The following is a 17,681-nucleotide window of genomic DNA, read 5'->3' as shown; positions in this document are numbered from 1 at the left end:
AGCACAGATGCTGCAGGTGAAAGAACTGAATCAATATTATGGTGGCAGCCATATTCTGCGAGGTGTGAACTTTGAGGCGCGTATCGGCGAGGTGACATGTCTGCTGGGGCGTAACGGCGTGGGGAAAACGACGCTTCTGAAGTGTCTGATGGGGCTTATTCCTGCCCGCAGCGGGAGTGTGTTCTGGCAGGAGAAAAATGTCACTCACTGGAAGCCGCATCAGCGGGTCAGGGCCGGTGTGGCGTATGTACCACAGGGTCGCGATATTTTCCCGCGTCTGACGGTAGAAGAGAACCTGCTGCTCGGCCTTTCCCGTTTTTCAGCACAGGAGGCCAGACGTGTGCCGGATGATATCTATGCGCTCTTTCCAGTGCTACAGGAGATGAAACATCGGCGGGGCGGAGATTTGTCCGGCGGGCAACAGCAGCAACTGGCGATTGGACGAGCGCTGGCCAGTCGCCCGCAGTTGTTGATCCTCGATGAGCCCACGGAGGGGATCCAGCCGTCGGTGATTAAAGAAATTGGGCAGGTGATTTCTCAACTGGCGCACCGGGGTGACATGGCCATTTTGCTGGTGGAACAGTTCTATGATTTTGCGCAGCAACTGGCCGACAAATACTTACTCATGTCGCGAGGCAGCATTATTCAAAGCGGTGACGGTAAAAATATGGAGTCCGACGGCGTTCGAGGGCTGGTCGCCATTTGAGATTCGCGACAGAGGGGCTTTGGCTCTGTCGCGATCATCATTAGCAGAATTAGCAGGCCGCCGTCTGGCCCCAGGGTTTGGCGCGCATGCCTTTTATCATTAGCGCCCAGGCAAGAACGATCGCCACCATCAGCGCCACAAACAGCGACCACGGCGGCAATGTGGTTAAAATGACGCCGCTGACTAATGGGTTTACCGCTGCGCCCAACCAGCCTAACGACTGGGCGGAAAAATAGCTGGCTTTCATTCCTGCAGGCGCGATGTTGTCGATGAGCATGTATTCACCCGGTGCGTAAATGACTTCGCCGATAGTGAAAAAGGCCGCAGAAATGCCCCATAACACCAGGTTGTTGCCGGAGAAGGTGAAGCCAACCAGACCGACCACAAAGAACAGCGTGCCTACAGTCATTAGCGGGCGGATATTGGTGGCGGTGAGCCTGCGCCCGAGGGCATATTGCAGTGATACCACAATGGCGGCGTTAACAGGCAGGACGACTGCCACCACTTTCTCGGCAAAATCGCCGTCTGCAACCACCATAACGTATTGCGAAATACAGGACGCAAAGGCACCACCAACGAATGACGCCAAAAATGCTGACAGCGTAAACCAGAATAATGCTCTGTCGCGCAGCAGTACCGAGGGGGACCAAACTGCGGCGTTCAAACCTTCTGATGCTGCCGGTGAACGTTTTACCCAGGTCTGGATAAACACCAGAGGGAGTGCTGAACATGCAGCAGCGAGCCAGAACGGCAGGTTAATGCTTTGCATCACCAGTAGCGTGCCCAGCGGTGGGCCTACAGTCCAGCCGATGTTCAGCACGGTATAGTTAAGCGAGAAAATTTTAGTCTTGTTGGTCGCCGAGAGATTATCGGCAAACCAGGCTTTCAGCACCGTGGCGAAGACGGAGTAGGCGCAGTTGATCAGGGCAAAGAGCAAAACCACTACCACTACGTTATGCACCAGTGGAATAGCAATAAAGCCAGAGGCAAAGCCGCAGATAGCCAGCAGCATATAGCGTTTTTTATCAAACTTGTCGGCCAGAATACCAAAGCCAAGGCTGAACACGACGCCAATGGTCAGTGCGACCGTCATCGCATAACCGATCAGGTCGACGCTCAGATTGTACTGTCGGCTGAGGTAGATCGTCATAAAGGGCAGCGTGGCGCCACGCCCAATCGTTAATAACAATGATGACGCGAGTAACGCGAGAGTGGACCTTCTCAGAGAGATATTCATTTTCCTGCCCGACAATGCATGTTGTTATGTTTTTTTTAGATATCAGAAACAAATAGCATGCTAAAAGTGTGATGTACACTCAATAAGTTGTCCGAAAATGCCCTGTGTGGCCTACCTGAATTAATGATCTGTTACGGCACAACGATTTCCGTTACTTTAATTTGTTTACAAAAATTTAATATTCGCAGGGGCGGTGGTATGTCGCGTAAAGACGGGTTATTAGCGTTACTGGTCGTTGTGGTTTGGGGGCTGAACTTTGTCGTCATCAAAGTGGGGCTACACAATATGCCACCCTTAATGCTGGCTGGGTTGCGTTTTTTACTGGTGGCATTTCCGGCGATTTTCTTTGTTGCCCGGCCGAAAATTCCGCTTTCACTGCTGCTCGGCTATGGGCTGACCATCAGTTTTGGGCAGTTCGCGTTTCTCTTTAGCGCCATCAAATTCGGTATGCCTGCCGGGTTAGCTTCTCTGGTATTACAGGCTCAGGCGTTTTTCACCATCATTCTGGGGGCATTCGCCTTTGGTGAACGTTTGCAAGGTAAACAACGGGTAGGGATTGCGCTGGCCATATTTGGCGTGCTGGTGCTGATTGAGGCCAGTCTGAACGGACAGCATGTCGGCATGCTCGGTTTTATGCTGACGCTGGCGGCGGCACTAAGCTGGGCCAGCGGTAATATCTTTAATAAAAAAATCATGCAGCATACGTCACGCCCGGCGGTGATGTCGTTGGTGGTATGGAGTGCGTTGATTCCTGTTGTCCCATTCTTCCTCGCCTCAATACTTCTCGATGGCCCAACGCAAATTATCCAAAGTCTGGTGACGATAGATATGACTACCATTCTGTCACTGGTTTATCTGGCGTTTGTGGCGACCATTGTGGGTTATGGCATCTGGGGATCTTTACTCGGGCGTTATGAAACCTGGCGTGTCGCGCCGTTGTCGCTGTTGGTGCCGGTTGTTGGACTGGCGAGCGCGGCCGTGCTGCTGGATGAAACGCTTACCGGATTACAACTGCTCGGTGCGCTGCTGATCATGGCAGGATTGTACATTAATGTGTTTGGCTTTCGGTTGCGTAAGACTGCGCAGGCGAGAGGGTAAAAAAAGCCCCGCAGTGACGGGGCAAAAAAATTACAGGTTGCGCATATTGTAATAAGGCACACCTAATTCGTCGGATTTGTCGCTGCCTGCACCCATATGATTAAAATCGAACGGGGACCGATCGTGCGCAGGCGGCATAATCATCGCGTCACGACTGTTTTGTGTGGCAGGTTGCGCGGTCTGTTCCGCCATGCTCTGGCCCGAAACAACATACAGCAGGGCCAGCATCGCATAAGACAGAAGTTTCATGATTTCCTCGGTTACGTCGTTAACTGGCGATTAGCAATTACATTGATTGAGTGGCAGCAAATAGCGTGATTCGCCGTGCATATTCGTCATACGGTATTTATGCGGCGGAACATCAAAATAGTTTTTGAATGTCCGGGTCAGCGTTTGCTGGGACTCAAAGCCGTAACGCTCCGCCAGATAAAGGATCGGCTCGTTACTCTCTTTTAATTTTTGCGCTATTTCAGTCATTTTACGGCTACGGATGTATTGACCCAGTGAATGACCGGTTTCTTTTTTAAACATCCGTTGCAGGTGCCATTTGGAGTAACCTGAACGCTCTGACACCTTTTCCAGCGAGAGCGGCGATTCAAGGTTATTTTCGATCCAGTCCAAAATGCTATGAATAGTGATTGTGTCAGTATTGCGTCTGGACATCGTCATACCTCTTTCTGTTTACGGCAGGATTTTCTTCAGCAAATGCTCAAGCGTGGTCACTTCATCCGCCGTTAAGTTTTTTGTTAGTTCCTGGTGCAGGTCTTGCCCTACTAATTGATGACACTGCTCGCAAATTGCCGCGCCATGCTCGGTGAGTTTCACCAGCACGCCTCGCTTGTCATGTGGATTCGGAAGCCTTTCTATCCAGCCCTTACAGGCCAGCCTGTCCAGCATCCGCGTCAGGGCGCCGAGATCGACAGACAGCACTTTTTTCAATTCGACAGGGGTAATACACACCGCGCAACGGATGGAGCAGAGCACCTTGAACTGTGATGCCGTGATATCCAGCGGTGACAGATAGTCGTTTAGCAAACGATCTTTTTTCTGATTAACCATGTAGATCAAACGACCCAGTGGGATGATTTCGTTAAACAGATCACTGGTGCTTTTCACAATGGTTGCCCTGGCAAGTAGTTAGTCACGGCTGATATTATTGCTTAGGCAAATATAAGTCAAATGAATGGGTCAGCAAATGCCACGTTTTGCTAAATCATCAGACTCAATTTCTGGCGAGTGGAATTTTAACGGTTTGAAAATTATGGCTTATACGTGCGGATGAAAAATGAATCCTTACACCGCGAAAATGGCTTATCTCCCGGATTTCACCGTATACTTGCCGTTGACGATTAACGCACAGGAAAGATGACATTATGATGGACTTGTTTAAAGCAATAGGACTGGGGCTGGTAGTCCTGTTACCGTTGGCAAACCCGTTAACCACCGTGGCGTTGTTCCTCGGCCTTGCCGGCAACATGAACAGCGCAGAGCGTAACCGTCAGTCACTCATGGCGTCCGTTTACGTGTTTGCCATCATGATGGTGGCGTATTATGCCGGACAGCTGGTGATGAATACCTTCGGGATTTCGATTCCCGGGTTACGTATCGCGGGTGGGTTAATCGTTGCGTTTATCGGCTTTCGAATGTTGTTTCCACAGCAGAAGGCACATGACTCTCCGGAAGCGAGAAGCAAATCAGAAGAACTGGAAGATGAACCGACGGCGAATATTGCATTTGTTCCGCTGGCCATGCCAAGCACCGCGGGTCCGGGTACGATTGCAATGATCATCAGTTCGGCGTCCACCGTGCGTCATGGGGCTGAGTTTCCGGACTGGGTGATAATGGTCGCACCGCCGATTATTTTTGCGGTGGTCGGGGTTATCCTGTGGGGCTGTTTGCGCAGTTCTGGCGGAATTATGCGCCTGGTCGGTAAAGGCGGTATTGAGGCGATCTCCCGACTGATGGGCTTCCTGCTGGTATGTATGGGCGTGCAGTTTATTATTAACGGCGTGCTGGAAATCATTAAAACTTACGCTTAAAACAACGTGCCCGGTATTGTCTACCGGGCACGCTTTTATGAATGCTGAGGCTGCTCTTCCAGTGATACTGGCCATTTACGGAAGATAATCACCGACCATATGAACGCCACAACCGCAGGCACTGCACCTACGTAACCAATCGTAGACATTGACCAGTGCAGACTCACCTGATTTCCCACCAGCGCGCCAGCGCCTATCCCGATATTAAAGATACCAGAGAAAAGGGCCATTGCGACGTCGGTGGCATCCGGGGCCAGCGCCAGCACTTTCACCTGCATACCCAGGCCTATCAACATAATGGCGATGCCCCAGAATATACTCAGGACGGCCAGATGCATTTCGCTGTCCGCTGCGGGCAGTAACAGCACCAGGCACACCGTCAGCAGGGCAATGGCGCTACTAATCAATACGGAAGCATGTTGGTTACCCAGCTTGCCAAAAATGACGCTACCGACAATACCCGCGCCACCCAGAACCAGCAGCAGCACGGTGGCAAAGTTTGCGCTCAGCCCGGCGACGGTCTGTACAAACGGTTCGATATAGCTGTAGGCCGTGTAATGCGCGGTGACCACAATCACCGTCAGCAGATACAGGCTCATCAATGCCGGACGGCGGAATAAAACCGGCAGGCTTTTTAATGAACCGGAATGCTCACTGGGTAATTTTGGCAGGAGCTTAATCAAGCAAAGTAGGGTGACTAACGCCCCCATACCGATGGCGAAGAAGGTAGTACGCCAGCCAAAATACTGGCCAACGATGCGCCCGATAGGCAGGCCTAGCACCATCGCCAGCGCGGTGCCGGTCGCAATCAGGCTGAGAGCCTGCGCGCGTTTCCCGGCAGGAGCCAGGCGAATCGCCAGCGATGCGGTGATCGACCAGAAAATAGCGTGGGCAAAAGCAATACCGATACGACTGATCACCAGCACGGTAAAATTCCATGCCAGGAAAGAGAGAACGTGGCTGGCGATAAAAACGACAAACAGGCAGATCAGAAGTTTGCGGCGTTCTACCTGGCTGGTAAGCAGCATGAAAGGCAGCGACATCAGGGCGACAACCCAGGCGTAGATCGTCAGCATGATCCCGACCTGAGCGGTCTGCATATTAAAACTTTGTGCGATGTCGGATAACAAACCGACAGGGACAAACTCAGTGGTATTGAAAATAAAACCGGCAATGGCAAGCGTAACTACCCGAAGCCACGCGACCTTGCGGGAAACAGTGTCTGTTGTCATATCAATTAGGTGGATTAGCTGCGAAAAGGTAAGGCCACGATCTTAAAACTTTTGCTGGCTAAAATACAATCATTTCGTGATACAGATCTCATTTCATTGACTGGGTGGCAAAATTGACTGCCGAACATTTCGCGTAATTTTAACTGTTTCATTATTAATGAAATTCCGGGCGTGAGAATTCACCCGGAACGCTATTTATGGCGTTGTTTGAGAATCGCGAATTATTCCGTGCTTTTCGACAACTGAGGGTTCAATACCTCAATAAACGCTTCCAGTTGCCTTGTCATTGCGCCTCTGCGCCAGACCAGCCACGTATTCAGCCAGCGCCAGTTTTCGCTTAGCGGCCAGGCGTGGACCTGATGGTGTCCTGGCATGCTCTCCAGCATCGAACGCGGGATCAGCGCGATACCCGCACCGGCAATGACGCAAGCCAGCATGCCGTGATACGACTCCATTTCATGAATGGTGCCGGGCATTGCGCGATCGGCATGAAACCAGCTTTCAAAATGGCGACGATAGGAACAGTTGGCGCGAAAGGCGTAAATGCTGCAACCGTTAACGTCGCTGGCCCGCTGGATAGGGGGATGACCGTGCGGAGTGACTATCATCATCTCTTCACGGTAGACCGGCATTCCGTCAAGACCTGGATGAGTAATTGGGCCGTCGACAAAGGCGGCGTTCAGCGTCCCGTCGAGCACGCCGTCCAGCATCGTGCCTGAAGGACCTGTCGCCAGCGCAAACTGAATTTTGGGGTAACGCTGATTGTATTCAGCCAGCGTGGCAGGGATCCGCACAGCGGCAGTACTCTCGAGCGAGCCAAGAGAGAACAACCCCTGCGGTTCATCGCCGGCGACGACCATTCTCGCCTCGTCAACCAGGGCGAGGATCCGCTGGCTGTAGCGTAAAAAATTGTGCCCGGACGGGGAAAGCCGCAAACGCTGATTTTCACGAATAAACAGATCGACGCCAAGGTCGGCTTCAAGCTGGCGAATACGGGTGGTGAGATTGGATGGCACGCGATGCACCTTCGCGGCGGCCTGCGTAATACTGCCTGTCTCCGCGACGGCGTTGAACATTTCCAGTTGCGTCAGATCCATAATATTCTCTGTTCGTGAATGGTGTGGTTAATATTATTCATTTTTCAGAAAGAGTAAATATGCGCATGATATGACCATACCCTGCGATAAAGAGAGGCACTTATGACTATCACAGCAGCAACACATGCGATTTCCGTTAACCCTACCAACGGTGAAAGGTTGGCGGCAATGCCGTGGGCCAGTACTGAAGAGATTGCACATGCGCTGAGCCTTGCCGCGAATGGCTACCGCGAATGGAAACACACTGCCGTTGAGCACCGTGCGCAAACGCTGCGCCATATCGGGCAGGCTCTGCGTCATCGCGCCGAAGAGATGGCGCAGTGTATCTCACGTGAAATGGGGAAACCCATCAAGCAGGCGCGTGGTGAAGTTGCCAAATCAGCCGCATTGTGTGACTGGTACGCCGAACATGGACCGGCGATGCTCAACCCGGAACCTACGCTGGTGGAGAACAACCAGGCGGTGATTGAGTATCGCCCCGTTGGAACTATTCTGGCGATCATGCCGTGGAACTTCCCGCTCTGGCAGGTACTTCGCGGCGCCATTCCAATTCTGCTGGCCGGAAATGGCTATCTGTTAAAGCATGCACCAAACGTAACCGGCTGTGCTGCGATTATCGCGCAGGTTTTTGCTGATGCGGGCGTTCCCGCGGGTGTTTACGGTTGGGTGAATGCCGATAACGCCGGGGTAAGTCAGATGATCAATGACCCGCGTATCGCGGCGGTAACGGTGACGGGCAGCGTTCGAGCTGGTGCGGCGATTGGTGCTCAGGCGGGGGCGGCGCTGAAAAAATGCGTGCTTGAACTGGGGGGTTCCGATCCGTTTATTGTCCTTAATGATGCTGACCTCGATCTGGCCGTTAAGGCGGCGGTCGCCGGTCGTTATCAGAACACCGGACAGGTTTGTGCGGCAGCAAAGCGCTTTATTATCGAAGAAGGAATTGCGGCAGAATTTACGGCTCGTTTTGTGGCGGCCGCGAGCGCGCTCAAAATGGGCGACCCGCTGAACGAAGAAAACGATCTGGGTCCGATGGCAAGATTTGATCTGCGCGATGAGCTGCATCAGCAGGTCGAAGCCTCCCTTGCCGAAGGCGCGAGGCTACTTCTCGGCGGGGAAAAAATCGCGGGTCAGGGCAATTACTATGCCGTGACGGTTCTGGGTGATGTCACCCCGGAGATGACGGCTTTTCGTCAGGAGCTGTTTGGCCCGGTTGCAGCGATTACCGTTGCAAAGAATGCGGAACATGCCTTAGCGCTGGCTAATGACAGTGATTTCGGCTTATCAGCCACGGTGTTCACCGCGGATGAAGCTCTGGCGCAGAAGATGGCGTCACGCCTGGAGTGTGGGGGCGTATTTATCAATGGTTACAGCGCCAGCGATGCCCGCGTTGCATTTGGCGGCGTGAAGAAAAGTGGTTTTGGCCGCGAGCTTTCACACTTTGGTCTGCATGAGTTTTGTAATGTACAGACCGTCTGGAAAAACCGCCTCTGATGGTGTGGGTGCCTCCAACGGGGGCACCGGCCTTAAATTCTGCAATGTTTCTGTCTACGGCATGAATCTCACCCGCTCATGCAGACCGTGGGCAGATTCCGCCTTCCGGCCTGACGCTGCGTATTCAGCTCTGTTATACTCGCAGGCCTTTCATACCTGCGAGCAAGGAGCATGTTGTGGCCAGGGCCATGGACAATTCAATTTTAGAGACCATTGTGCAGCAGGTTCGTCCGCTGATTGGTCAGGGTAAAGTCGCTGATTACATTCCTGCCTTAGCTTCTGTCGACGGTTCAAAACTGGGTATTGCTATTTGCACCGTCGATGGACAGCACTATCAGGCGGGGGATGCGCAAGAGCGCTTTTCTATTCAGTCAATTTCAAAGGTGCTCAGTCTGGTCGTGGCGATGCGTCACTATCAGGAAGATGAGATCTGGCAACGCGTCGGCAAGGATCCTTCCGGGCATCCTTTTAATTCCCTGGTGCAGCTGGAAATGGAGCAAGGGATCCCACGCAATCCCTTTATCAACGCCGGGGCGCTGGTGGTTTGCGATATGCTGCAAGGACGTCTGAGCGCACCGCGTCAACGGATGCTGGAAGTGGTACGGGCGCTAAGCGGCGTTTCGGATATCGCCTATGATGCGACGGTGGCGCGTTCTGAGTTTGAGCACTCGGCGCGTAACGCGGCTATTGCCTGGTTAATGAAGTCCTTTGGCAATTTTCACCATGACGTGACCACCGTTTTGCAAAATTACTTTCACTACTGCGCACTGAAAATGAGCTGTGTGGAGCTGGCGCGCACGTTCGTCTTTCTGGCGAATCAGGGACATGCTTTTCATCTTGCAGAGCCGGTGGTTACGCCTATGCAAGCCCGGCAGATCAACGCGCTGATGGCGACCAGTGGCATGTATCAGAACGCAGGGGAATTTGCCTGGCGAGTGGGCTTACCGGCGAAATCTGGTGTGGGGGGCGGTATCGTGGCTATCGTGCCTCACGAGATGGCGATTGCCGTCTGGAGTCCGGAACTGGATGCGGCGGGAAATTCGCTGGCGGGTATCGCCGTGCTGGAGCAATTAACGCAACAACTGGGGCGCTCGGTTTACTGATGAACACGCTCGATCCTCTTTTTGCCCGGCTGGCGAAATCAACGTTTCGCTCGCGATTTCGCCTTGGCCAGAAAGAAAGGCAGTATTGTCTGGATAAAGGCGCGCCGGTTATCGAACAACACGCCACGGATTTTATTGCCAAACGGCTGGCGCCCGCGTTTCCTGCCAATGACGGTAAGCAGACACCCATGCGCGGGCATCCGGTATTTATCGCTCAACATGCCACGGCGACCTGTTGTCGGGGATGTCTGGCGAAATGGCATGATATCCCTCAGGGTGTGGCGTTAAACGATGAACAGCAGCGTTACGTTGTCACGGTTATCTACCACTGGCTAGTGATCCAGATGAACAAGCCATAGATAACATAATCCTATGATATGACTCCTTGTGTTGTGCAATTGTTAAAAGCAGTATGAAGGGGTCATTCTAAGGAGAAAAAAATGGCTTCCTGTAAATCCTGCTTTGTGCTGAGCGCGGCCCAGATTCTGTCGAGAATCGATGAATTCAGCGACATCCTTGAAACATGCGTCAATGATGGCGCCTCTGTCAGCTTTATGCTCCCTTTTAGTGGTGATAAATCACGGCCTTTCTGGATAAGTGTCGCGCAAAGCGTTGACCGTGGAGAAAGGATTGTTCTGGGTACGCAGAACGCACAGGGGATGCTTGTCGGTACCGTCCAGCTCATTATCGATCAACCCGAAAACCAACCTCATCGTGCTGATGTCGCCAAGCTGCTGGTTCACCCCTCAGCGCGGCGCGGTGGTGTTGCCCGGACGTTGATGAACGAACCCGAAAACTGCGCGCGTCAGGGAGGGAAAACGCTGCTGGTGCTTGATACAGCGACGGGCAGTGGCGCTGAGTTGTTCTACCACAATTGTGGATGGCAAAAAGTAGGGGTGATACCGGACTATGCAAAAATGCCTGACGGGAAGCTGACCGGGACCACACTTTTCTACAAAACTCTCTAATTTGTCGCCGGGGATTGATCAAAACAGGGTTTCAATGTATTAAAGTTTGCTAACCTATTGGACCAATTCAATCAGGTTGTATGACTAATTAAAAAGGGAACCCATTGTGCAAACACTAAATCGTCGCGATTTCCCCGGTGCTCAGTATCCTGAACGCATTATTCAGTTTGGTGAAGGAAACTTCCTGCGCGCCTTTGTTGACTGGCAAGTCGATTTGCTGAACGAACATACCGATCTGAACGCTGGTGTAGTCATTGTTCGTCCCATCGAAAGTACCTTCCCGCCATCGCTGAGTACGCAGGATGGTCTCTATACCACCATCATTCGTGGTTTGAATGAGAAGGGCGAGGCCGTAAGCGATGCCCGTTTGATCCGTTCGGTTAACCGCGAAATCAGCGTCTATAGCGAATACGATGAGTTCCTGAAGTTGGCGCATAATCCAGATATGCGTTTTGTGTTCTCCAACACGACTGAAGCGGGCATCAGCTACCACGCGGGCGATAAGTTTGAGGATGCACCGGCGGTGAGTTATCCGGCTAAACTGACCCGACTGTTGTTCGAACGCTTCAGCCATTTTAATGGCGCGTCCGATAAAGGCTGGATTATCATTCCTTGCGAACTGATTGATTACAATGGTGATGCGCTGCGTGAACTGGTCCTGCGCTACGCTCAGGAGTGGGCGCTGCCGGAGGCATTTATTCAGTGGCTGGATCAGGCCAACGCATTTTGCTCCACGCTGGTGGACCGCATTGTTACCGGTTATCCGCGTGACGAAGTGGAGAAACTGGAAGCTGAGTTGGGCTATCACGATGCCTTCCTCGACACTGCAGAACACTTCTATCTGTTCGTTATTCAGGGACCGAAGTCATTAGCTGCAGAACTGCGTCTGGATAAATATCCGCTCAATGTCCTGATTGTTGATGACATCAAACCGTACAAAGAACGGAAAGTGGCGATTCTCAATGGCGCACACACCGCACTGGTTCCCGTTGCCTGGCAGGCAGGGCTGGACACCGTGGGGGAGGCGATGAATGACGCAGAGATTTGCGCCTTCGTTGAAAAAGCAATTTATGAAGAGATCATTCCGGTACTGGATTTACCCCGCGATGAGCTGGCGTCTTTCGCCAGTGCGGTGACCGGTCGATTCTGCAATCCGTACATCAAGCATCAGTTGCTGTCGATTGCCCTGAATGGCATGACTAAATTCCGTACCCGTATTTTGCCGCAGCTGCTGGCAGGGCAACAGGCCAGCGGTAAACTGCCAGCGCGCCTGACGTTTGCGTTTGCCGCGCTGATTGCTTTCTATCGTGGAGAGCGTAACGGTGAGGCTTATCCGGTCCAGGATGATGCGCACTGGGTGGCACGTTTTCAACAGCTGTGGTCCCAGCATCATGACCGCCAGATAAGCACCGAAGAGTTAGTCAAATCGGTACTGGGCGTTAAAGAACACTGGGAACAGGATCTGACTCAGGTTTCCGGACTCGTGGAGCAGGTTTCAGCCGATCTGGATACCATTCTGGCCAAAGGCATGCGTGAAGCCGTTAAGCCATTGTGCTAAGAAGACAACCCGGCTCAGGCCGGGTTTTTTATAGAACATTCTTTAGTTACAACATACTATTATTTATTAATGACTTCACCGTTCTGTAACTCCGGTGCGCGGTGGTTCTGGCAGAGCAACAGTTGTTTAGTTAATGTTGCGATTAACTTGCAACATTGATCATGATCGCGTCTAATGTGATGGATTTCACATTTTCCCGAAGAAAACCATGATCGTTCGCCCCCAACAACACTGGCTACGCCTGATATTCGTCTGGCATGGGTCAGTATTATCCAAAATCTTTTCACGACTGTTGCTGAACTTCCTGCTCTCCATCGCCGTTATTATCATGCTTCCGTGGTATACGATGCTGGGAATCAAATTCACCCTGGCGCCATTCAGCATTCTCGGCGTGGCGATTGCAATCTTTTTAGGTTTTCGCAATAACGCCTGTTATTCACGTTACGTTGAGGCCCGACACCTGTGGGGGCAGTTGATGATTGCTTCCCGATCGCTACTGCGTGAGGTAAAAACCACCTTACCGGACGACGCCGAATTAGGGCAGTTTGTTCGTCTGCAAATCGCGTTTGCCCACTGTTTACGCATGACTTTACGTCGAAAGCCACAGGCAGAGCCGTTGGCGAAGTACCTCAGCGAGAAAGATCTGCAGACGGTATTTGCCTCACAATCTCCAGCAAACCGCATTTTGTTGTTAATGGGAGAGTGGTTGGCCGTGCGCAGGCGTGATGAGCAACTGTCAGACATATTATTTCATAGTTTAAACAATAGGTTAAACGATATGTCTGCGGTACTGGCTGGTTGTGAGCGGATTGCGAATACACCGGTCCCGTTTGCTTATACTTTGATCCTTCATCGCACGGTATACCTGTTTTGTATCATGCTGCCATTCGCGTTAGTGGTGGATCTGCACTACATGACACCGTTTATCTCGGTGCTTATTTCCTATACATTTATCTCGCTCGACACGCTTGCAGAAGAGCTTGAAGATCCGTTTGGCACAGAGAACAATGATCTGCCGCTGGATGCGATTTGCAATGCGATCGAAATCGATTTGCTGCAGATGAACGATGAAACAAATGTGCCAGCAAAACACATGCCTGATAGGCATTACCAACTAACTTAGTTACGTTCGTTTTGCCACCAGGCTGGCTGCATATCGGAAAACGAATGAAACTCTGGCGCCAGGTCTTCATCGTTAGGGTCATCAAAAGCCCCGGCTAAAAGTGCAATTACCGGGGCATCATCAATAGCGCCCACGGAACTGCCGCACTGAGGGCAAAAGGCTCGACAACTCGTTTCTGATGAGCGCCAGGTTGTCGGTTTTCCGGCTTTTCCCGTCCATTCTACATTTTCTGCATCAAACTCAATCCAGACGACGGTCGGTGCGCCCGTATGTTTCCGGCATATATCGCAGGAGCAGGTATGGGAATTATTAGGACTGCTGGCCGTGAAGCGGATCGAACCACAAAGACACCCACCAATGTAGACTTTAGACATAACAACTCCCGTCGGAAACACGTGGCAAGACACTAGCAGATGCCTCGCATTGTCACTAGATCCTTATGTTAAAAAGGCGAGGGCGCTCATAGGCGATCCTCTATTCCTGTGATCTATCTGATGATAAATGCTTAATTATTGCGTTGCGCAACAATAAACAATCGGGGAAATGCCAGTAAAATTTTGCCATTTTCCTGCAGTGGATATTGCTCCTGAAGTAGTTCGTGGTAGCGCGCCAGATACTGACGTTGCTGGCTTTCTCTCAAATCCTGCAACCAGGGGCGCAGGCCTGTAGAACTTACCCAGTCGATAATTGCTTGATGAGAATCCATAATGTGATAATACGTGGTGCGCCAGATATCCACCTCACAGCCAGTTTCGGTCAAAATATCATAGTAGGCATGTACGCCAGGAAGTGGCGCACGGCCCCGGTCCGGGAAACCCTGTTCATAAGCCACTTCGCGCATCAGAACATGCGTGGGTTCCAGCCAGTTATCCGGCATTTGCACGGCCAGAACGCCGTTGCGACCCAGCAGCGATACCAGGTTCGGCAATAGTTCATAGTGATCGGGTACCCATTGTAAAGACGCATTTGCGTAAAGCAGATCCACAGGATGCTCGGGCTGGAACTGACTGATATCCGCTTCAATAAAATGGCATTGCGGTAATGCGTTGCGCGCTTCATTCAGCATGGCGGGTGAGGAATCAACCCCGGTTATTACAGCCGAAGGCCAGCGCTGAAGCAGTAATGCCGTGCTGTTTCCCGGACCACAGCCAAGATCAACAACTGAACGAACACTCTCTAACGCCACTCTGTTGAGTAATTCCGCTGCGGGTCTTGAACGTTCAGTTTCATATTGCAGATAAAGCGAAGGGTTCCAGTCAGCCATGAATGAATCTCCAGTATGAGAGAAAAAGGCAGAAAGGACCGCATAAGTCCTTGCCGGTGAGCCATTTCATTTAGAAGATTATATGATAATGAAGGATAAGGGCAGAAATATGCCAGGAAGACAGATTGGCATGTCTGTGGTTTGCCTGCGTGAACTACAGTTATCAATTTTGATGTTCAGTGAGTGATGTGGCGCAGGTCGAAAATGGTTAGCGCTGGTAACGGCATTTGAAAAGAGGTTTGGCCATCATTATCGAGCAGCACAAGGATTACCATAAAGCATCAGATTCTACCTTACTCAACGCTTGTCAAGGCTCAATTGAAATGTCCGTTATCCAGCTCAATTAAAATGACCACTTTGATCTCTCATTCTCTTTACTGATAGACTTTCCTCCGACTGAAACAACAGGATGATTGAGCCCATGCTTCGATACGAGTTAACGCCGAACAATGCAGGTTTTATACTGTGGGGAGATTCAGAAGCCCTGAATGAATTACATGAACTCATTCATTACATCGTGGATGAAAGCCCACTGATTAAAGTTAAAGACGGATTTATGTTATCCCTTGCCTATGATATTCGTAAAGCACGGGAAGGTAATCGTCGTGTTGAGCAACATCAGTATGATCAACATGATACATATAAGCTTTATGGTGTTGAGCTTTTATGGCCTCTGGTCCTGGTACAGTCCTCAATACTCAGAAACTCAATGGGTTATATTCAGACAGACAAAAACCAGCTGTCTGTCATGTATGCCTTTGAATACCTGATAGAATCAGCATTAACAGAGTCTGAGAGAACAACGTCGAATGATATTATGCTAACAGTAAAATATGCATCAGACTCTGATTTTAATTTCATTGAGGATAATATTGACAGCAGGTGCTGCTATTTTATCAGCCTATCTCCGGAGCAAAGAAAAAAGCAGTTAATCAGTATTGTTCGTTCTTTTCATTCATTATGGGGTAAGTATGCCCGTGAAAAGCAGGACATAAAGATGCTGAACGAAATGAATAATACATCATGGGTCTGGCCGGACAATATCAACTGGTGAGCAACCACTGTCCGGCCAGTGAGTACCATCAGCGGGCTCTTTTACCAAAAATGTCCTCTGAACGTGACTGAAGCTGTTTGAGTGCTTCGAGCATGTCATCATTATCCAGTGAGCGCTGGGATTTCTTCCCTTCCTGCTTTGGCCGTCGTCGGGAAGGGCCATCTCCAGCGGGAATTGACTGAGAGCGCGTGTTATCCCGCTTGCTCTGCACCAGACTGATAAACTCCAGGGTTCGGCCAAGACGCTTGTTATCGACAATCGCGCCCTGGTCGATTTCTGACAGTCGGTCGTAGGTAGAGTAGGGAAGTAGCGTACCGTTCAGGCGCAGCTCTTTTCTGCCATCAGGATAGTGATACACATCGATATATTTACCTATTGCACGGCGACTCAGTTCGCTGTCTTCAATCAGGTACAACATTTTATCATATTGTATCGTCAACGATTTTGAGACTTTACGTTTTTCACGAACAGTGAAAATAAGCCCCAGGTCCTCATCATGTTCTACAGCACGGTGTACGTCAAAATCATGTCGCGGTACTTTGCCAAAACGGCGGTTATAGTCAGCCATATAGGCCTCAGCGAAGTCATTTGCAGCCTCCATTGAACAAATGCCCTGTAACCGCAGCTCTTTGACCAGACGATCCTGTAAAGTGAGGTGAGCTCGTTCTACACGCCCTTTGGCGGGACTGGTTTCTGCACAGATAGTCTGGATGTTCAGTTCATGCATGGCTCGCCCAAACTGAGTATGCCCGTCTCCGCCTGTGGCGTGTTTATTGTTAACACGAAAAACACCGGCTTTATCGCTGTACAGTGCCAGCGGTTTACCATGCTTATCGATATAGCGCCGCGTGGCTTCGAAGTAAGAAAACGTGGACTCCGATTTAACAAACAACAGTTCCATCAGTTTGCTGGTTGCATCATCAACATAGACCAGCGCGGTGCAGGCCGGGCCACGGCCTTCAAACCAGTCGTGATCACAGCCATCTATTTGTATCAGCTCACCAGTACACGGACGCCGGTACCGTGGTTGAGGGATCCTTGCGGCACGTTGTTTACGGGGAACCCATAAGCCAGCCCGCACCATGATGCGCCGGACAGTTTCTTTGCCAAGAAACAGTCCGTGGAGTTCTTCGAGCTTTTCACGCGCCAGAGTCGGACCGAAATCAGCATAACGCGTCTTGATCAGTTCCAGAGCCTGATCTGCGAGCCCGGGTGGCAACTGGCGGTTACCACGCATGCCACATCGTCTGCTGGCCATACCAAGCGGTCCGCCTTCACGGTAACGGGCAAGAAGTCTGCGGCATTGCCTGTCGCTGATACCGAGGTGCTCGGCCGCACGGCGCGTTGTGATGCGACGTTCAATGACGTCCTGTATAATCTTGATCCGGTTGATCTCTTTCAAAGTAAACACTCCTGAGCTTTCTGCGCTCATGATATGCCTCCCGGTAGTTTAAACGGACCAGTGAAGCTTACCATAGCGCGGACATCTGAATTGAGCCACAGGCGGACATTACTATTGAGCCATTACAACGCTAGTGCGCATAATGTATATTATGTTAAATGGCGTGGCGTAACGCGTAAGTCGCTTGTAATCTACGTTAAAACAGAGAAAGCCTTCTCTCCCATGCCTTTCATCGTATATGTAGTTCACTTCTAATGCAACTACAAACAAGCGACCAACATCACAGCCCCGCCCTTTTCATTTCATCAC

Annotated in this window: 19 protein-coding genes; 10 read left to right on the top strand and 9 right to left on the bottom strand. The window is 51.1% G+C overall.

Annotation, left to right across the window (positions count from 1 at the left end):
• Positions 1-7: 7 nt before the first annotated feature.
• Entirely contained in the window at positions 8-706 is a 699-nt protein-coding gene (gene urtE, locus HV311_RS12490) for an urea ABC transporter ATP-binding subunit UrtE (protein ID WP_191221169.1), read from the top strand.
• Between the two features lie 49 nt (positions 707-755).
• On the opposite strand, the gene ydeE is transcribed toward urtE, so the two are convergent.
• The gene (ydeE, locus tag HV311_RS12485; protein ID WP_191221168.1) at positions 756-1,943 is read right to left on the bottom strand and encodes an efflux MFS transporter YdeE; all 1,188 of its coding nucleotides are present in this window, start codon (positions 1,941-1,943) and stop codon (positions 756-758) included.
• A gap of 198 nt (positions 1,944-2,141) precedes the next feature.
• Between ydeE and eamA the strand changes: the two genes are divergently transcribed.
• A complete protein-coding gene (gene eamA / locus HV311_RS12480; RefSeq protein ID WP_019076776.1) occupies positions 2,142-3,041 on the top strand; it encodes an O-acetylserine/cysteine exporter in 900 nt (299 codons plus the stop codon).
• Between the two features lie 30 nt (positions 3,042-3,071).
• Here eamA and marB read toward each other — a convergent pair whose 3' ends face one another.
• From marB to marR, 3 genes are read right to left on the bottom strand one after another with little or no spacing between them, the layout of a single operon-like run.
• The gene (marB, locus tag HV311_RS12475; protein WP_016153071.1) at positions 3,072-3,290 is read right to left on the bottom strand and encodes a multiple antibiotic resistance protein MarB; all 219 of its coding nucleotides are present in this window, start codon (positions 3,288-3,290) and stop codon (positions 3,072-3,074) included.
• 30 nt (positions 3,291-3,320) lie between these two features.
• Positions 3,321-3,704 (bottom strand): MDR efflux pump AcrAB transcriptional activator MarA, encoded by a 384-nt coding sequence (gene marA / locus HV311_RS12470; RefSeq protein ID WP_003032424.1) that lies wholly within the window; start codon positions 3,702-3,704, stop codon positions 3,321-3,323.
• A gap of 18 nt (positions 3,705-3,722) precedes the next feature.
• Complete coding sequence (marR, locus tag HV311_RS12465; RefSeq protein ID WP_016156485.1) at positions 3,723-4,157, bottom strand: multiple antibiotic resistance transcriptional regulator MarR; 435 nt, start codon at positions 4,155-4,157, stop codon at positions 3,723-3,725.
• Between the two features lie 257 nt (positions 4,158-4,414).
• Between marR and HV311_RS12460 the strand changes: the two genes are divergently transcribed.
• Positions 4,415-5,080, top strand: a complete 666-nt coding sequence (locus HV311_RS12460; RefSeq protein ID WP_016153073.1) for a MarC family NAAT transporter — start codon at positions 4,415-4,417, stop codon at positions 5,078-5,080.
• Positions 5,081-5,115: 35 nt separating this feature from the next.
• Here the strand turns inward: HV311_RS12460 and HV311_RS12455 are convergent, their stop codons facing one another.
• Positions 5,116-6,312, bottom strand: coding sequence for a sugar transporter (locus tag HV311_RS12455; protein WP_019076778.1), 1,197 nt, complete (start codon positions 6,310-6,312; stop codon positions 5,116-5,118).
• 221 nt (positions 6,313-6,533) lie between these two features.
• Positions 6,534-7,409, bottom strand: coding sequence for a putrescine utilization regulator PtrR (ptrR, locus tag HV311_RS12450; RefSeq protein WP_065554453.1), 876 nt, complete (start codon positions 7,407-7,409; stop codon positions 6,534-6,536).
• A gap of 102 nt (positions 7,410-7,511) precedes the next feature.
• On the opposite strand from ptrR, the gene sad reads away from it, so the two are divergent.
• From sad to HV311_RS12420, 6 genes are all read left to right on the top strand, one after another.
• The gene (sad, locus tag HV311_RS12445) at positions 7,512-8,900 is read left to right on the top strand and encodes a succinate-semialdehyde dehydrogenase (protein ID WP_029139536.1); all 1,389 of its coding nucleotides are present in this window, start codon (positions 7,512-7,514) and stop codon (positions 8,898-8,900) included.
• 176 nt (positions 8,901-9,076) lie between these two features.
• Entirely contained in the window at positions 9,077-10,003 is a 927-nt protein-coding gene (gene glsB / locus HV311_RS12440) for a glutaminase B (RefSeq protein ID WP_016153077.1), read from the top strand.
• The gene (locus tag HV311_RS12435) at positions 10,003-10,362 is read left to right on the top strand and encodes a DUF4186 domain-containing protein (RefSeq protein ID WP_016153078.1); all 360 of its coding nucleotides are present in this window, start codon (positions 10,003-10,005) and stop codon (positions 10,360-10,362) included. Before glsB ends, HV311_RS12435 begins: the two co-directional genes overlap by 1 nt.
• A gap of 81 nt (positions 10,363-10,443) precedes the next feature.
• A complete protein-coding gene (locus tag HV311_RS12430) occupies positions 10,444-10,971 on the top strand; it encodes a GNAT family N-acetyltransferase (RefSeq protein WP_191221167.1) in 528 nt (175 codons plus the stop codon).
• A gap of 106 nt (positions 10,972-11,077) precedes the next feature.
• Positions 11,078-12,529, top strand: coding sequence for a tagaturonate reductase (locus HV311_RS12425; RefSeq protein ID WP_191221166.1), 1,452 nt, complete (start codon positions 11,078-11,080; stop codon positions 12,527-12,529).
• A gap of 208 nt (positions 12,530-12,737) precedes the next feature.
• Positions 12,738-13,652 (top strand): bestrophin family protein, encoded by a 915-nt coding sequence (locus tag HV311_RS12420; protein WP_191221165.1) that lies wholly within the window; start codon positions 12,738-12,740, stop codon positions 13,650-13,652.
• Here the strand turns inward: HV311_RS12420 and HV311_RS12415 are convergent.
• Positions 13,649-14,026: a GFA family protein gene (locus HV311_RS12415; protein WP_016153082.1), complete on the bottom strand. Its 378-nt coding sequence runs from the start codon at positions 14,024-14,026 to the stop codon at positions 13,649-13,651. The two genes, HV311_RS12420 and HV311_RS12415, sit on opposite strands and share 4 nt — an antisense overlap.
• A gap of 131 nt (positions 14,027-14,157) precedes the next feature.
• Entirely contained in the window at positions 14,158-14,916 is a 759-nt protein-coding gene (gene tam / locus HV311_RS12410; RefSeq protein ID WP_191221164.1) for a trans-aconitate 2-methyltransferase, read from the bottom strand.
• 421 nt (positions 14,917-15,337) lie between these two features.
• Between tam and HV311_RS12405 the strand changes: the two genes are divergently transcribed.
• The gene (locus HV311_RS12405; RefSeq protein ID WP_001567369.1) at positions 15,338-15,970 is read left to right on the top strand and encodes a DUF6904 family protein; all 633 of its coding nucleotides are present in this window, start codon (positions 15,338-15,340) and stop codon (positions 15,968-15,970) included.
• Between the two features lie 28 nt (positions 15,971-15,998).
• Here the strand turns inward: HV311_RS12405 and HV311_RS12400 are convergent, their stop codons facing one another.
• The gene (locus tag HV311_RS12400; protein ID WP_001567368.1) at positions 15,999-17,402 is read right to left on the bottom strand and encodes an ISNCY-like element ISKpn21 family transposase; all 1,404 of its coding nucleotides are present in this window, start codon (positions 17,400-17,402) and stop codon (positions 15,999-16,001) included.
• Positions 17,403-17,681: the final 279 nt, after the last annotated feature.

The sequence above is a fragment of the Citrobacter sp. RHBSTW-00881 genome (assembly GCF_013728515.1).
In the GTDB taxonomy this organism is placed as follows: domain Bacteria; phylum Pseudomonadota; class Gammaproteobacteria; order Enterobacterales; family Enterobacteriaceae; genus Citrobacter; species Citrobacter braakii.
This window is presented reverse-complemented; position numbering and strand designations above follow the sequence as displayed.

What these genes read in the sequence shown, in the direction of transcription:
- urtE (WP_191221169.1), top strand. Translation starts at nt 8, where the DNA reads ATGCTGCAGGTGAAAGAACTGAATCAATATTATGGTGGCAGCCATATT.
- ydeE (WP_191221168.1), bottom strand. Translation starts at nt 1,943, where the DNA reads ATGAATATCTCTCTGAGAAGGTCCACTCTCGCGTTACTCGCGTCATCA.
- eamA (WP_019076776.1), top strand. Translation starts at nt 2,142, where the DNA reads ATGTCGCGTAAAGACGGGTTATTAGCGTTACTGGTCGTTGTGGTTTGG.
- marB (WP_016153071.1), bottom strand. Translation starts at nt 3,290, where the DNA reads ATGAAACTTCTGTCTTATGCGATGCTGGCCCTGCTGTATGTTGTTTCG.
- marA (WP_003032424.1), bottom strand. Translation starts at nt 3,704, where the DNA reads ATGTCCAGACGCAATACTGACACAATCACTATTCATAGCATTTTGGAC.
- HV311_RS12460 (WP_016153073.1), top strand. Translation starts at nt 4,415, where the DNA reads ATGATGGACTTGTTTAAAGCAATAGGACTGGGGCTGGTAGTCCTGTTA.
- HV311_RS12455 (WP_019076778.1), bottom strand. Translation starts at nt 6,312, where the DNA reads ATGACAACAGACACTGTTTCCCGCAAGGTCGCGTGGCTTCGGGTAGTT.
- ptrR (WP_065554453.1), bottom strand. Translation starts at nt 7,409, where the DNA reads ATGGATCTGACGCAACTGGAAATGTTCAACGCCGTCGCGGAGACAGGC.
- sad (WP_029139536.1), top strand. Translation starts at nt 7,512, where the DNA reads ATGACTATCACAGCAGCAACACATGCGATTTCCGTTAACCCTACCAAC.
- HV311_RS12435 (WP_016153078.1), top strand. Translation starts at nt 10,003, where the DNA reads ATGAACACGCTCGATCCTCTTTTTGCCCGGCTGGCGAAATCAACGTTT.
- HV311_RS12430 (WP_191221167.1), top strand. Translation starts at nt 10,444, where the DNA reads ATGGCTTCCTGTAAATCCTGCTTTGTGCTGAGCGCGGCCCAGATTCTG.
- HV311_RS12420 (WP_191221165.1), top strand. Translation starts at nt 12,738, where the DNA reads ATGATCGTTCGCCCCCAACAACACTGGCTACGCCTGATATTCGTCTGG.
- HV311_RS12415 (WP_016153082.1), bottom strand. Translation starts at nt 14,026, where the DNA reads ATGTCTAAAGTCTACATTGGTGGGTGTCTTTGTGGTTCGATCCGCTTC.
- tam (WP_191221164.1), bottom strand. Translation starts at nt 14,916, where the DNA reads ATGGCTGACTGGAACCCTTCGCTTTATCTGCAATATGAAACTGAACGT.
- HV311_RS12405 (WP_001567369.1), top strand. Translation starts at nt 15,338, where the DNA reads ATGCTTCGATACGAGTTAACGCCGAACAATGCAGGTTTTATACTGTGG.
- HV311_RS12400 (WP_001567368.1), bottom strand. Translation starts at nt 17,402, where the DNA reads ATGAGCGCAGAAAGCTCAGGAGTGTTTACTTTGAAAGAGATCAACCGG.